Source organism: Stenotrophomonas sp. T8, assembly GCF_051853085.1.
GTDB lineage: Bacteria > Pseudomonadota > Gammaproteobacteria > Xanthomonadales > Xanthomonadaceae > Stenotrophomonas > Stenotrophomonas sepilia.
Genome location: NZ_CP195329.1, coordinates 3,333,833 through 3,348,789, shown reverse-complemented (window position 1 = coordinate 3,348,789; position 14,957 = coordinate 3,333,833). Strand labels below are relative to the sequence as shown.

13 protein-coding genes are annotated in these 14,957 nt (G+C 67.1%); 7 read left to right on the top strand and 6 right to left on the bottom strand.

Going from position 1 to position 14,957, the window contains the following annotated elements:
* Nucleotides 1-17: 17 nt before the first annotated feature.
* Nucleotides 18-434, bottom strand: a complete 417-nt coding sequence (locus ACSDHM_RS15495; protein WP_088497890.1) for a VOC family protein — start codon at nt 432-434, stop codon at nt 18-20.
* Nucleotides 435-548: 114 nt separating this feature from the next.
* On the opposite strand from ACSDHM_RS15495, the gene ACSDHM_RS15490 reads away from it, so the two are divergent.
* From ACSDHM_RS15490 to ACSDHM_RS15465, 6 genes are all read left to right on the top strand, one after another.
* Nucleotides 549-1,226, top strand: a complete 678-nt coding sequence (locus ACSDHM_RS15490; RefSeq protein ID WP_439426372.1) for an SMI1/KNR4 family protein — start codon at nt 549-551, stop codon at nt 1,224-1,226.
* Nucleotides 1,227-1,468: 242 nt separating this feature from the next.
* Complete coding sequence (gene frmR, locus ACSDHM_RS15485; RefSeq protein ID WP_005411009.1) at nt 1,469-1,744, top strand: formaldehyde-responsive transcriptional repressor FrmR; 276 nt, start codon at nt 1,469-1,471, stop codon at nt 1,742-1,744.
* 64 nt (nt 1,745-1,808) lie between these two features.
* A complete protein-coding gene (locus ACSDHM_RS15480) occupies nt 1,809-2,918 on the top strand; it encodes an S-(hydroxymethyl)glutathione dehydrogenase/class III alcohol dehydrogenase (RefSeq protein WP_061479597.1) in 1,110 nt (369 codons plus the stop codon).
* A gap of 8 nt (nt 2,919-2,926) precedes the next feature.
* Nucleotides 2,927-3,283, top strand: coding sequence for a YqcC family protein (locus ACSDHM_RS15475; RefSeq protein WP_151354810.1), 357 nt, complete (start codon nt 2,927-2,929; stop codon nt 3,281-3,283).
* 63 nt (nt 3,284-3,346) lie between these two features.
* The gene (gene fghA, locus ACSDHM_RS15470; protein WP_439426371.1) at nt 3,347-4,177 is read left to right on the top strand and encodes an S-formylglutathione hydrolase; all 831 of its coding nucleotides are present in this window, start codon (nt 3,347-3,349) and stop codon (nt 4,175-4,177) included.
* Nucleotides 4,178-4,710: 533 nt separating this feature from the next.
* Nucleotides 4,711-6,156, top strand: coding sequence for a GGDEF domain-containing protein (locus tag ACSDHM_RS15465; protein ID WP_111008228.1), 1,446 nt, complete (start codon nt 4,711-4,713; stop codon nt 6,154-6,156).
* Between the two features lie 114 nt (nt 6,157-6,270).
* On the opposite strand, the gene ACSDHM_RS15460 is transcribed toward ACSDHM_RS15465, so the two are convergent.
* From ACSDHM_RS15460 to ACSDHM_RS15440, 5 genes are all read right to left on the bottom strand, one after another.
* Entirely contained in the window at nt 6,271-6,609 is a 339-nt protein-coding gene (locus tag ACSDHM_RS15460) for a hypothetical protein (protein WP_006469105.1), read from the bottom strand.
* Between the two features lie 77 nt (nt 6,610-6,686).
* Nucleotides 6,687-7,628 carry a DegV family protein gene (locus ACSDHM_RS15455; RefSeq protein WP_053501128.1) on the bottom strand — a complete coding sequence of 314 codons (942 nt, stop codon included), beginning with the start codon at nt 7,626-7,628 and terminating at the stop codon, nt 6,687-6,689.
* A 95-nt stretch (nt 7,629-7,723) separates the two neighbouring features.
* Complete coding sequence (locus ACSDHM_RS15450) at nt 7,724-8,356, bottom strand: 2-hydroxychromene-2-carboxylate isomerase (protein WP_111202285.1); 633 nt, start codon at nt 8,354-8,356, stop codon at nt 7,724-7,726.
* Nucleotides 8,357-8,381: 25 nt separating this feature from the next.
* Nucleotides 8,382-9,644, bottom strand: a complete 1,263-nt coding sequence (locus ACSDHM_RS15445; protein ID WP_188240615.1) for an amidohydrolase family protein — start codon at nt 9,642-9,644, stop codon at nt 8,382-8,384.
* Nucleotides 9,644-11,053 (bottom strand): amidohydrolase, encoded by a 1,410-nt coding sequence (locus ACSDHM_RS15440; RefSeq protein WP_065185374.1) that lies wholly within the window; start codon nt 11,051-11,053, stop codon nt 9,644-9,646. The genes ACSDHM_RS15445 and ACSDHM_RS15440 overlap by 1 nt, the downstream gene beginning before the upstream one ends.
* Before the next feature lie 248 nt (nt 11,054-11,301).
* On the opposite strand from ACSDHM_RS15440, the gene ACSDHM_RS15435 reads away from it, so the two are divergent.
* The gene (locus tag ACSDHM_RS15435) at nt 11,302-14,895 is read left to right on the top strand and encodes an autotransporter domain-containing protein (protein WP_439426370.1); all 3,594 of its coding nucleotides are present in this window, start codon (nt 11,302-11,304) and stop codon (nt 14,893-14,895) included.
* Nucleotides 14,896-14,957: the final 62 nt, after the last annotated feature.

Sequence of the window (14,957 nt, the reverse complement as noted above, 5' to 3'; positions counted from 1 at the left end):
GCAATGCAGACGGCAATTCATTCGACCAGCGCGTCGTAGCCTTCGCCACTGAACTGGATCAGGCAGAAGCCGTGCCCGAACGGATCGGCCAGCACGGCGATACGGCCCCAGCGGCGCTCGCGCACCGGTTGCTCGAGCATCGCCCCGGCCGCGACCGCACGCATCAACGCGGCGTCGATGTCCTCCACCACCCAGTCCAGGTGCAGCGGGGTCCAGTGGCGCTCGTAGTCACGCACGTCGCCGTCTTCGGTGGCGGCGCTGCCGGCGTCGTTCTGCAGTAGGTACAGTGGCGTGGGTCCACCGAGCAGTTCCACCGCGCCGGGGCCGAGCCGACGACCGATGCGCAATCCAAACGCGGCCAGGTAGAACGTTTCGGCGGCGGCCAGGTCGGGCACGTCGATGTTGATGATGAAGTTGCGGGCAGTGGCGTTCATGGCAGTGATTTCCTGCATCCGGTGGTTGCAGTCTAGTCCCGCCACCTGTTGCTGCCGGTTCATCTCCTGCGAGGATTCGGGCAAGCTGGGCGACCTCTATCGACAAGGACTTCCATGAGCGCACTCTCTGACATCGAACAGGCCACCGGGCAGGCCTTCCCCCCTTTGTTCAAGCAGTTGCAGACAGCAGGCCGATTGAGCTGGGGCAGTCCGCATCCGGATTGGTCCGAGGTGGTGTTCCCGACGCTGCAGGCGGATCCGCCGGTGCTGCTGTACGCGCAGGAATACGAACCACTGGAACACGATGAGCTGCTCGAAGCGTGGCAGGAGCTGACCGCCGAGGACCACTACAATCCCCTGCGTTCCGACCTGCAGCTGCTGCCGTTCGCGCGGACCGGCGGCGGCGACAGCTACTGCTTCTGGAGCAACGCGCCCGATTCTGCCGAGCCGCCCGTCGTGCTCGTGTGGCATGACGATGATCGTGCCGATGTGCTGGCCGCCAACTACCAGGATTTCCTGTTCCGCAAGATGGTCGAAGCCGTTGCCGACTACCAAGCGCCGTATACGCTGCTGTCGCATGGCGAGCTGGCCGGCAATCTGCAGCGCTGGCTGCAGAGCCACCAGTCGTTCCTGCGCGGCGACCAGTTCGCGGCGTTGCAGCGGTTGTTCGCCCGCGTTGACGATATTGAAGAAGGAAACATCAGCGAAGACGACGCACAGGCCATCGTCGCTGATGTGATCGGCTTCGAGCGGTTGGACGAGTCGTTCGCTTACGTGCGCGAGGAGGCCTGAACCCGGTAGGCCGGAGCGCCGCCATCGGTCGTGCTCCAGCTACCTATCATCGAACGACCAGATGGCATGGGCCGGCGGCAGCTGGGCCAGCTCGCGGCGGATGACGTGCATCTAGGACAGTGCGGTGGCTGCATCTGGTTTCTGCAGGCACCCGGCGTAGAGCTGCCAAGCAGCCTATTGCGTCAACCCTTCTGCTTTTTGCGTATATACTATCCCCCAGTATAGTTCCGAGCTGGCCCGCCATGCCGCACTCCCCCGAAGAGAAGAAGAAGGTCCTGGCCCGCGTGCGCCGCATCCGCGGCCAGTGCGATGCGCTGGACCGCGCGCTGGAAGCCGGCGCCGACTGCGGGCCGGTGCTGCAGCAGATCGCCGCCATCCGTGGCGCGGTCAACGGCCTGATGTCCGAGGTGATGGAGGCCCATCTGCGCGAGGAATTCGGCCAGCCCGCCGCCTCCGACGAACAACGCGCCGAACGCGTGCGCGACATGAGCGCGTTGATCCGCTCGTACCTGAAATAACGACGGCGCGACGTCGCGCCGCTCACGCTGTATCCCATTTCCGCCTGATCCTGGAGAAGCCATCATGAAGTCACGTGCCGCCGTCGCCTTTGGTCCCGGCCAGCCGCTGCAGATCGTCGAGATCGACGTCGCCCCGCCGAAGAAGGGCGAAGTGCTGGTGAAGATCACCCATACCGGTGTCTGCCACACCGATGCGTTCACCCTGTCCGGTGATGACCCGGAAGGCCTGTTCCCGGTGGTGCTGGGCCATGAAGGCGCCGGCATCGTGGTGGAAGTGGGCGAGGGCGTGACCAGCGTCAAGCCGGGCGACCACGTGATTCCGCTGTATACCGCCGAGTGCGGCGAGTGCCTGTTCTGCAAGAGCGGCAAGACCAACCTGTGCGTATCGGTGCGTGCCACCCAGGGCAAGGGCGTGATGCCCGATGGCACCAGCCGCTTCAGCTACAACGGCGAGCCGCTGTACCACTACATGGGCTGCTCGACCTTCAGCGAGTACACCGTTGTGGCCGAAGTCTCGCTGGCGAAGATCAACCCGGACGCCAACCCGGAGCACGTCTGCCTGCTCGGCTGTGGCGTCACCACTGGCATCGGCGCGGTGCACAACACCGCCAAGGTGCAGGAAGGCGACAGCGTGGCGGTGTTCGGCCTGGGTGGCATCGGCCTGGCGGTGATCCAGGGTGCGCGCCAGGCCAAGGCCGGCCGCATCATCGCGGTGGACACCAATCCGTCCAAGTTCGAACTGGCGCGCGAATTCGGCGCCACCGACTGCATCAACCCGAAGGACTTCGACAAGCCGATCCAGCAGGTCATCGTGGAAATGACCACCTGGGGTGTGGATCACAGCTTCGAGTGCATCGGCAACGTCAACGTGATGCGCGCGGCGCTGGAATGCGCGCACCGTGGCTGGGGCCAGAGCGTGGTGATCGGCGTGGCCGGTGCCGGGCAGGAGATCTCCACCCGCCCGTTTCAGCTGGTGACCGGCCGCAAGTGGATGGGCACTGCCTTCGGTGGCGTGAAGGGCCGCAGCCAGCTGCCGGGCATGGTCGAGGACGCGATGAAGGGCGACATCGAACTGGCCCCGTTCGTCACCCACACCATGGACCTGGACAGGATCAACGACGCCTTCGACCTCATGCATGAAGGCAAGTCGATCCGTTCGGTGGTCCATTACTGAGCCGCAGCGTGGGCTGGTTCGATGCCTTGCGCAGGCCGCGTGCGGAAGATCCGCGCGCGGCCCTGGTTGATCCGATCGAGCAGGCGTTGCGCGTGCTGGGTTGGGTCGAAGGCGTCGTGGGTCCGCCGCGCGCAGTGGACTCACCCTTCGGCATTGATGAAATGCCGTTCGAGCACTGGCTGGCGCAGGTGTTCCTGCCGCGCCTGCACGAAGCCCGCGCCGATGGCCAATGGCCACCGCGCAGTGACGTGGCGGTCGCGGCGTACCGCAACCTGGACGGCCAGCCTGGCGTCGAATCGTTGCTGCGCCTGCTGGCACAGCTGGATGAACTGATCAACCAAGGCGTCCACGCCGGGCGTGGATAAGCCGACCAAGGTCGGCATCTACCAGAAGCACGCGTGCGCTGACGCGCCGCGCAGGAGAGCACCATGGAACGCATTGAACACCGCGCCAGTTTCGGCGGCTGGCAGGACGTCTACCGCCATCATTCGACCACGCTGGGCTGCGACATGCAGTTCGCCGTGTACCTGCCGCCGCAGGCGGAAACGCAGAAGCTGCCGGTGCTGTATTGGCTGAGCGGGCTGACCTGCACCGAGCAGAATTTCATCACCAAGGCCGGTGCGCAGCGCTATGCAGCCGAGCACGGCGTAATCATCGTCGCGCCGGATACCGGCCCGCGCGGTGATGACGTGGCCGATGCCGAGGGCTATGACCTGGGCAAGGGGGCGGGGTTCTACCTCAACGCCACCCGTGCACCGTGGGCGAAGCACTACCGCATGCATGACTATGTGGCGCAGGAACTGCCGGCGCTGATCGAGGCGAACTTCGCGGTGACCGATGCACGCGCGATCAGCGGCCATTCGATGGGCGGCCATGGTGCGCTGGTGATCGCGCTGCGCAACCCGGGGCGCTACCGCAGTGTGTCGGCGTTCTCGCCGATCGTCGCGCCCAGCCACGTACCGTGGGGGCAGAAGGCGTTCACGGCTTATCTGGGCGACAACCCAGCCGACTGGGCGCAGTGGGACGCGTGTGCGTTGCTGGCGACGGCCAGCGAGCGCCTGCCGTTGCTGGTCGACCAGGGCGAGGCGGACGAGTTCCTGCAGACCCAGCTGCAGCCGCAGCGCCTGCAGCAGGCCTGCGCCGCAGCCGGCCATCCGCTGACCCTGCGCCTGCAGCCGGGCTACGACCACAGCTACTATTTCATCGCCAGCTTCATCGGCGAGCACGTCGCCCACCACGCCCGCGCCCTGCACGCCTGAGGGCTTTCCGGTAGTGCCGGCCGCTGGCCGGCAATCCGCAGCCCTGCAATTCCCTGGGATTGCCGGCCAGCGGCCGGCACTACCATGGTGATGCACGCGGAGTGTCGTTTTGCCGCAGTGGATCACGCCGCTGTGGCGTGCCGGTCCATCACCCCCACGCGCTCCACGCCTGAGGCCTTTCCGGTAGTGCCGGCCGCTGGCCGGCAACCTGCCGCCGCGTGATTCCCACGGATGCCGGCCAGCGGCCGGCACGACCCTGGCGATGCACGCGGAGCGTCGTTTCGCCGCAGTGGATCACGCCGCTGTGGCGTGCCGGTCCATCACCCCCACGCGCTGCACGCCTGAGGGCTTTCCGGTAGTGCCGGCCGCTGGCCGGCAATCCGCAGCCCTGCAATTCCCTGGGATTGCCGGCCAGCGGCCGGCACTACCATGGTGATGCACGCGGAGTGCCGTTTTGCCGCAGTGGATCACGCCGCTGTGGCGTGCCGGCGCGCTATCGTGCGCTCAGACGGCCTTGCGGATCGGGGGGATGCATGCCGGTAGTGCTGGCGCTGCTGTACGTGCTCTGCCATGGGCTGGCCGTGGCGTTCTGGCCGAGCCCGGCGGGCGTGGGTTCTTTCCTGTTCCTGACCGGCGCACCGCTGCTGGCCGCCGCCGCGTGCCTGCTGCGGGCGCAACGTGACCGCGCCGCTCTGGGCTGGCGTTCTACCGCGATGGCACTGCTGCTGTGGGCCGGTGGCATGACGTTCAACATGGTGGATGCGCTGGGTGCCGGCCGGGCTGACTTCACCCCACGCGTCAGCCTGTTGTTGTACGTGCTGTATGGCGTGCCGCTGGTGTTCATCCTGGCCCGGGCACGCCGCGAGCGCCCGAGCATCAGCCTGATCGACGCGGCGATGGCGGCGCTGCTGGGTGTGCTGTTCTTCGTGCACACCGCATCGTTCGCCGCCCGTGTCGAGGTCGACGCCCATGCCATGTCCAACATGCAGCGCATGTTCGACATCCAGAACCTGTGTATCGCCGCGTTCGCCGTGGTGCGATGGCTGGCCGGCGACGTGCCCGAACGGCGCAGGTTCTTCCGTGCACTGGCGCTGTACGCACTGGCCTATCTGCTGGTGGCCTACTACATCAACCACTACACCTCCGATGATGCATTCGGTGCGTTCAACGACCTGCTGATCGACGTACCTTTTCTGCTGATCGCCTGCATGGCGCTGGACACGGCGCCGGACACAGGCACCACGGCACACCCGCGGCTGGCGAGGACGGTGCAAGCCGCCGGTCCGATCATCCTGCCGTTGCTGCTGCTGGTGGTCGGCACGCTGGTGGTCGATCATGCGCGGCCGTTGGCCGTCGCGGGCTTCGTCGTAGCCACCCTTGGTTTCGGCCTGCGCAGCGTCCTGCTGCAGACCGATCTGCTGGAGCGTCAGGCGGCGCTGGATCAACTGGCGCGGCAGGATGGCCTCACCGGCGTGGCCAATCGCCGCGAGTTCGACGCGCGGCTGACCTCCGAGTGGAATCGCGCGCGGCGCAGCGGCACCGAGCTGGGCCTGCTGCTGGTGGATATCGACCACTTCAAGGCCTTCAACGACCGGCACGGCCATCCGGCCGGTGATCGTTGCCTGCAGGCGGTGGCCGGGGTGCTGAAGGGCGTCGCAGGTCGCGGCAGTGACAGCGTTGCGCGTTATGGCGGTGAAGAATTCGCTGTCATTGTGCCTGGAAGCCCACTGTCGGGCGTGCTGGCGCTGGCCGAGCGCCTGCGCGAAGCGGTCGAAGCGCTGCCATTGCCGGAAGGCCCGGTCAGCATCAGCGTCGGCGTGGGCTACCTGCACCCACCGGCGCTGGCCAGTGCCGACCAGCTGCTGGCCGATGCCGATGCCGGCCTGTATGCCGCAAAGCGTGCCGGCCGCAACCGGGTGGTCCTGCATGCGCGCGTGCTGGATGACGAGGGCAACGCGCACGGCACCATGGACTGTTGAGCGGACCAGCCCATGGCGTGCCGCCCGTCCAGGGACATCGCACTGGGTAGTGCCGGCCGCTGGCCGGCATCACCTCGGTTGCCGGCCAGCGGCCGGCACTACCACGGCGTGGCCTCAACGCACGTCGCGCAGTTCCCAGTGGTGGCCGGCCAGCAGGCGCAGGCGCTGCTTGAACACGTCACTGTCGATACGGGTGGTGGCGACCAGGTTGATGCGCAGGTCCTTCTGCTCGCCGGTCACGGTGGCGTCCGGATCGGTCACGCCCCACTGCGGTTCCACCGCATCCGGGTCGGGTTGCTTGGCTTTCCAGCGCTCGAACAGCGTGCCGCTGCGCAGGGCGTCCTGCAGCTCTTCGGCGAAACCGGCGGCGCCCTGCGAATGGAAGGACAGGTCAGGGTCGTTGCCGCGGGCCTTGGACGGGTCGGGCAGGCTGATGTGGTACTGCGCAGGCATGAAGTTCTCCTTGAAGTGCGGCAAGGCTGGCACAACCGTGGTGGAATCGATGTGCAGATTCCAGCCACGGTCGGCCTTCATTCAAACCGATGTGGCCCATCGGCGAAACCCACCGTGACCGCGCCCTTGCCGACATTGACCATGCCGGTCAGGCTCATCACCGATTCGTACACGGTCACGCCATGGCCGGCGCAGACCTCCTTCATCTGTGCGTAGCCGGGCAGGCTGCGCAGCTCATCCAGCTCACCGCCGTAGCTGACGCATACCGTCGGCGTCATCAGCCCGGCACGCACGCGCTGGCTGACCACCGCGAACAGCTTCTGCACGGCACTGTCGAAGCCCTTGATCTTGGCCACCGGCCCGGTCTGGCCACGGTAGCCGTGCAGCACCGGCTTGATGTCCAGCGCGCTGCCCAGTGCGGCGCTGAGCAGGCCGACGCTGCGGTCACCCTTGTGTCGTGCACGCGCGCGCATGTAGTACAGGTCGCGGGTGATCATGTAGCCGTGCACATTGCCGGCCAGTTCTTCCAGCCGCTCGCGGATCTGCTGCACGCTGGCGCCACTGTCACGCAGGCGAACCGCCTCCACCGCAGTCACCGCCTGCGCGGCGAACAGGTTCTGGGTATCGAGCACGCGCAGCGCGAACGGCGAGTTGTAGCCCGCCGCCTGCCGCACCGGCTTGTAGTCGTTGAGGATGGCGAAGCTGGCCTGCAGCGCATTGTCGTGGATCGGGCTGCGGGTCTTGGTGATGGTCATGCAGAACACGTGGTCGTAATCGATCACCAGCTGCTGCAGGAACAGGTCGCGGATCTGGTTGACACTGAAGGGGATGGTCTCCGCCTCGGCACCGTGCTCGGCCACGTGTGCATGCAGGAAACTCAGCGTGGCCTGCTCATCGCGATGATCAGCCAGCACGGCTTCGCCGATGCGGACGGTGATCGGCAGCAGCACGATGTTGTGCTCGGCAATGAAGTCCTGCGGCAGGTCGCAGGCCGAGTCGACGACGATTCCGATGCGCATCCGCGGCTCCCCCTCCAGGGCGGTTGTAGGTTCGGAAACGTGAAATCTATCTCAAATTCTGGCGTGGCGCGCGAGGGAAACGCGCCAGGCCCTGTTCAGCGACTGCGCTGCACGGCCACCGGAAGTTCGGCCAGGCGCTGCCATTCGGGCTGCTGCAGCAGGGCGGGATCGGCCAGCACGGCGGCCATCAACGGATGGGCGTCGTTGCCCCAGAACAGTTCGTCATCGATGGCCAGGGTTGGTACGCCGAACACGCCGGCAGCAATGGCGGCCTCGGTGTTCCTCCGCAGCTGCTCCTTGACCGCGGGGGCCGCGATGGCGCTGGCGACATCCTCGATCCCCAGCCGCGCAGCCGGTTCGCGCAGGGCCTCGGCGCTATCGGCGGCATTGCCGTCGCGCCAGATCCAGTCGAACAGCACGTCCACCGCCTGCACGCTGCCACCGGCGGCCAGGCACAGCCGCAGGGCAGACAACGGGTTGAACGGGTGGCCCGGCGGGAACCGCAGCCGTGTTCCTTCGGCCTGCGCAGTCCACAGCAGCTGGCGGTACATGAAGCGGCGCTTGGCCGGAATCTCGGCCGGCCCGAGGTTGCCCAGGTGATGCAGCACGGCACCGAAGGCGATCGGCACGGTCTGGATCTGTGCGAACTGGGGTAGCTGCTTCAGCTTCTGCCAGTGCAGGTAGGAATAGGGCGAGACGAAGTCGAAGTACCAGCGCAGGGTGGCCATGCAGGTTTCCTTGAATAACTGGAGGTCAGGGCTGCGCGTTGCGCTGCAGGTAGCGGTCGCGCAGTTCGGTCTGGCGCGAGCGCATCGGCATCGCCCGGCCGCCCAGCCAGACCTGTTCGGCATAGTGCGCCACGTCCAGCGGGTCGCCCTCCCACAGCACCAGGTCGGCACGCTTGCCCGGCTCGATGCTGCCGATCTGGTCGGCCACGCCGAACGCCTGCGCCGGCACCCGGGTCAGGCCGGCCAGGCCGTCGGCCCAGGGCAAACCGTTGGCCACGGCATTGCCGGCCAGCTGGCGCATCTTGCGGGCGTTGTGCGAGGCGTCGCCACGCTGCACGAACGAGACCGCCACGCCGGAACGTTGCAGGCGTGCCGCATTTTCCAGCGTGGCGCCGATCTGGTCGAAGCTGGCCGGCAGGTTGGACAACACATCGACGAAAACCGGTACCTGTGCGGCGGCCAGCTCCGGCGCGAGCTGCCAGGCTTCGCTGCCACCGGCGATGGCGATCTTCACCTTTTCGCGGGCGGCCCAGCGCAGCAGCTGGCGAATGTCCGCCGCGCGGTCCACCTCCACCACGATGCGGCCGTGCCCGGCCAGGTAGCGGCTGAGCGTGCGGCGCCCGGCCGGCGTCAGCAGCGCGTGCGGTGAGTCCGCGGCAACCTGGCCACGCGCCTCGTCCACCATCTGCTGCAGCAGCATCCATTGCGCTGCACGCGACTGCCCGGTCAGCTCCACTACGGCCGACCCCAGGCGCAGGAACAGCGCGCGCGGCCCGAGGGGATCGGCGCTGCCGTCCAGCCGCATCACGCCACCCTGGCCTGCAACGAAGCCGCCACCGGTGGCCGCCCCCAGGGCGGTGAAGCCGATGCCGTCCAGGCGTGCCACCGGGATCAGCACCGAGGCCGGGTTGTACGCCAGGGTGACATCGAACTCGGGGCGCAACGGTTGTTCGCCGATCTTCAACGTGCTGTCGACCGTGCTCGCTTCACCGGAGACCTCTTCGATGCCGATCTCGGTGATGCCCCCGAACAGCGCCGGTGTCAGCGGGCGGCCATCGGCCTCGACCACGCTGGCGCCGGCCGGGGCGGACAGCCCGCTGCCGACTGCGCGGATGATCCCGCCCTGCACCAGCACATCGGCGTGCTGCAGGCTGCCGCGCGTGCTGGCCGTATGCACGGTCGCGTTGCGCACCAGCAGGTCCTGCGCCTGCGCGGATGCGGAGAGGCAGGCCAGCACCATGACCGTAGCGCCGAGCCATGCCCGGCGACGCTTGTTCAACGCGCGCATCAGTGCACCTCCTGGCCAAGCTGGAAGTCGGAACGTGGCGTGGCCGCAGGTGCGCTGCGGTCGTACAGGCGGCGGCCGTCGATGAAGACCTGCTCGGCCAGCGCGTACGAGCTGAAGGGGTTGCCGTTCCACACCACCACGTCGGCCATCTTGCCGGCCTCCAGGGTGCCGGTCTGGCCTTCAATCCCCAGCGCCCTGGCGGCGTTGGCGGTCATCCAGGTGATGGCGTGTTCGGGGGGGATCTCCGGCATGCGTGCGCGGCGCGCGGCGGCAATCACCTTGGCCGCTTCCTGGTTCAGGCGCTGGATGCCTTCGGGGGAGTCGGAATGGACGATGGCGCAGCTGTTCTTCGGCCGATCGACCAATGCGATGTTCTCCGGAATACCGTCGAAGGCTTCCATCTTGAAGCCCCACCAGTCGGCCCACAGCGCGCCGCAGACGCCGTCGGCGGCCAGCCGGTCGGCCAGCTTGTAGGCCTCCACGCCGTGGTGGAAGGCGGCCACCTTGAAGCCGAATTCCTTGGCCAGGTCGAGCATGGTGGCCATCTCGTCGGCGCGGTAGCAATGGATATGCACGCGGATGTCGCCCTCGATCGCACCGGCCAGCGTGTCCAGCTTGAGATCGCGCTTGCCGCCAGCATCACCGGCGCTGTCGCCCTTGTCGCTGCCGAACCAGCCCTTGCGCTTGGCCGGCTTCGGTTTGTTCTTGGCGATGTAGTCGGCGGCATCGATGAAGGCGGCGCGGTAACCGGCAACGTTGCCCATCCGCGTGGCCGGAGCGACGCCCTTGCCTCCGCCGTAGACCCGCTTCGGGTTCTCGCCGCAGGCCATTTTCAGCCCCCACGGCGCGCCGGGGAACTTCATCGCCTGGTAGGTGATGGCGGGGACGTTCTTCAGGGTCACACCACGACCACCGACCAGGTTGGCCGAGCCCGGCAGCACCTGCATGCTGGTCACGCCGCCGGCCAGTGCGGTGGCGAAACCCGGGTCCTGCGGCCACACCGAGTGTTCGGCCCAGACGTTGGCGGTGACCGGCGCGGTCATCTCGTTGCCGTCGCTGTGCGCGCCGACGCCCGGGCTGGGGTACACGCCCAGGTGCGAGTGCACGTCGATCAGGCCCGGTGTGACCCACTTGCCCTGCGCATCGATGCGGGTGACACCAGCATCGGCCTGCAACTGGCGGCCGACGGCAACGATGCGGCCCTCGCGCAGCAGCACGTCGGCGTTGTCCAGGCGCTGGCCGGTGCCGGTCAGCACGGTCGCGTTCTGGATCAGCACCGGTGCATCGGGGTGTGCCTGGTAGGTGCTGGGGTAGGGATCGGCGACGAAGCGCGAGGCGCCCACCGCCGGTGCCGTGCTCAATGAAAGCAGCGCCAGTGCCACCCCGGTGCGCAACAACGTCGATGCCATGCAGTTCCCCTCACCAGAAACATGAATCCACGGACGCTAGCCGGGGCCGATGTGGCTTGCCAAGTGACCTTGGACAGGGGCGTGGGGGGGGGTAGGAATTTTCTGATGGAGGATTTGTGAAGGAAATATTAACGTTGGATGAAGCGATGGGCTGATTACGTCTTGCGCTGACCTGTATCACCAGCTTACGCACCTGCTCCAACGACGGAGCCGGGCCCGTACCTTTCATGGAATCAAGGACGCAACCGATGACTGCTGCAAAGCTCCGCCGTTCGACCGTTTCGCGCCGTTCCTTCCTGCCCTCGCCGCTGGCGTCGGCCATTGTCGGTTCCTTGCTGGTGGCCACCGCACTACCGGTCCTGGCCCAGGACAGTGACGACGCCCTGGCCCGTTACCAGCTGCAGCGCAGCCTGCAGTCGGCGTTCGCCGCGCAAAGCGGGGTGAGCGCCTCCGCTCCCGCGATGATCGCTCCCTCGGTAGCGATTCCGGTGGCGGCGCTGGCTCCCAGCGCCGGTGCTTCCGCGAAGCCGGTCATGGGCAAGCCCGGCGACGCAGCGAGCTGGCGTACCAGTGAATTCGAACTCGACTGGGGCCTGGCTGCGATCAATGCCGACGTGGCCTATGCGCGCGGGCTGACCGGTGCGGGCATCCGCCTGGGCGTATTCGACAGTGGCACGGGTCTGGACCATCCGGAATTCGCCGGCAAGGACAACCGCAGCATCCGCATCGCCGATCTGATGGCTGACGGCACGCGCTGCACCAACACCACCGCAGTGCGTGGGCCGGCGGCCTGCTTCGCCAGTGATGGCGATGACGTCCAGATCAGCTATGTCGGGTACAACGCCAACGTGCCCGACAACATCCGCAGGATCATCGAGTCGGGCCCCTATGTGCAGCCGGGGATGCAGTTCGAGATCCATGGCACGCACGTTGCTGGCACCATCGCGGCGAACCGGGACGGAAGCGGCATGCACGGTGTGTCCTTCGGTTCGGACCTGACCGTTGGCCGGCTGTTCTCCGACAGCATCCGCGAGTGGCAGCGCACGGCGACTGGCTACTCGGTCGTGACACTGGGCGCGATCGGCCCGAAAGTCAGCGCCTTCCAGGACCTGTATGCCCAGATGAACGCGCAGGGCGTGCGTGCCATCAACCATAGCTGGGGCCTGGTCACGGAACCGACGACAGCGACGGACATGGACGCGATCTACAACGACCCGGACGACCGCCAGTACCTGAACACCTTTGCCGACGGATCGCGTGCGCGCGGGATGATCCAGGTGTGGGCGGCCGGCAATACCAGTTCGGTCATTCCGGCGCCTGCGCAGAGCCCCATCGCCGGCCTCTACGCCACGCTGCCGCGCGCATTCGCCGACATCGAGCCGTACTGGTTGAGCGTGGTCAACGTCGGTACCAATCTGACCCTGAGCAATCGTTCCAACAAGTGCGGCCTGAGTGCCAACTGGTGCCTTGCCGCACCGGGTTCGGACATCGTATCGACCGCCTATGGTGATGATTCCAGCCTGGCCGGCAGCGTCGGCATCGACGCCAACGGCAACGTCAGCCTGGACATCCAGCAGCGCGTGCCTACCTATGGCTATGCGCTGCTGAGTGGAACCTCCATGGCCGCGCCCCACGTCACCGGCGCGCTGGGCCTGCTGTTTGAACGCTTCCCCTATCTGGACAGCGCTCAGGTGCGCGATGTGCTGCTGACCACGACCACCGATCTGGGCGCGCCCGGCATCGACGACATCTACGGTTGGGGCCTGTTGAACCTGGCCAAGGCCATCGAGGGTTACGGTTCGCTGCGCGTCGACACCGACGTGGTGATGAACCAGCGTGCCGGTGGCCTGAAAGTGTGGGAAGGCGATGCCTGGGACAACTGGACCAACGACATCGGCGGCCCCGGCAAGCTGACCAAGAGCGGCATCGGCTGGCTGCGCTTGAGCGGCGACAACAGCTTCAACGGTGCGCTGGTGCGCGAGGGCGTGCTCGAACTGGATGGTGTCAATACGCTCACCGGAGCGGTGGACGTGGCCGGCGGCAGCTTCCTGCTCAATGGCACGTTGAAGAACACTGCGCTGAACAGCCAGGGGGGCTCCAGCCACATCAACGCACGCGGTGTGCTGGATGGCTCCGACCTGAACGTCAACGGTGGCGTGGTCATCTTCGACGGCGTGCAGCGCGGCGCCCAGACCTCGGTGGCCGCGCAGGGGACGTTCGAATTGAACGGAAGGCTGGAAAACAGCGCGTTGACCAACCTGGGCAACAGCCGTGTGAATGCAGGCGGGTTACTCGCAGGCTCCGACCTGACCGTCAACGGTGGCGTGCTGTCGTTCAACGGCACGCAGACCGGTGGTCACACCCTCGTTGGCCGCAACGGCACACTGAAGGGCATCGGCCAGCTGGGCGATACCACCGTGGCCGGTATCGTTGCACCGGGCAACTCGATCGGCACGCTGACCATCAACGGCGACTACGTGCAGACCGCCACCGGTGTGTACCAGGCCGAGCTGGCCCCGGGCGGGCACAGTGACCAGTTGCGCGTCACCGGTACCGCCACCCTGGGCGGCACCCTGATCGCCCTGCCGGAAGCGGGCACCTATTACCTGGGTGAGCAGTTCAACTTCATCCGTGCCGACGGCGGAATCCGTGGCCAGTTCGCCACCACCGACTTCAGTGCGTTCTCGCCGTTCCTGGAATTCGGGCTGTCCTATGGCACCGGTGGCGCGCGCATTGAAGTCACCCGTGGCAATCCGCTCGCCAGTGCCGCCAGTACCGACAACCAGCGCGCGGTGGCCATTGTGGCCGACCGGCTGGCGGTCAACCAGGGCCTGCCGCGCCCACTGACCCTGCTGTTCCCTCAACAGGTAGGCGCTGCACTGGACGGCCTCAGCGGCGAGCTGCATGCGGCCACCGCGATGGCCCTGGTCGAGGGCAGCCGCTACGTGCGTGATGCCGCACTGTCGCGCCGCGTCGGTGTACGCGCGCCGGGAGCAGACGGCGACGCCGCCGCGGGGGTCTGGGTACAGGCCATCGGTGGCAGCACCACGCTGGACGGCAATGGCAACACCGCACGCACCGAAGCCAACAGCAGCGGCCTGCTGGCAGGCGTGGACCGCGAGATCAACGGCTGGCAGGTGGGCATGCTGGCCGGTACCGGCCGTACCGATGCCAAGCAGCAGGAAGGACGCCGTGCGCGTGCCAAGGTCGACAATACGCACCTGGGGGCCTATGCCAGTCACGACTGGGGCGCCTTCGGCCTGCGGGGTGGCCTGGCCTGGAGCGAGCATGAGGTGAAGAGCACCCGTGAGCTGGCCTTCTCCGGTTACAGCGATACGCTGGCGGCACGCTATGACGGCCGCACCCGCCAGGCGTTCGTCGAGGCAAGCTATCGCTTCGGCGGCCGCGAGGCGGGGCTGGAACCTTACCTGCAGCTCGCACGTGTGGAAGTGGACATGAAGCGCGTCAACGAGCGCGGCGGTGCGGCTGCACTGCAGGGTGAGGTGGACGATCTGCGTACCACCGTGGCCACGGCCGGCCTGCGTTTTGACAAGGGCCTGAAGGCTTCGTTCCAGCAGGACAGCTGGCTGCACCTGCGCGGTGGCGTCGGGTACCGCCATGCCAGCGGGGATCGCGACCCGGCGGCCCGCTTCGCCTTTGCCACCGGCAGCGACAGCTTCGTGGTCAGCGGTGCCCCGATGGCTGACAGGACGGTGGTGGCCGAACTGGGGCTGTCGGCATGGTTGACCGCACGCCAGCAGCTGGAGCTGGGCTATAGCGGCCAGTATGGCGACGAAAGCCGTGACCACAGTGCCAACCTGCGCTGGTCGGTGCGCTTCTAAGCCGCCGGTGACTGCAGGGAAACCAGGAGGGCGGCCGCAGGGCCGCCCTTCTTCGTTGCCGG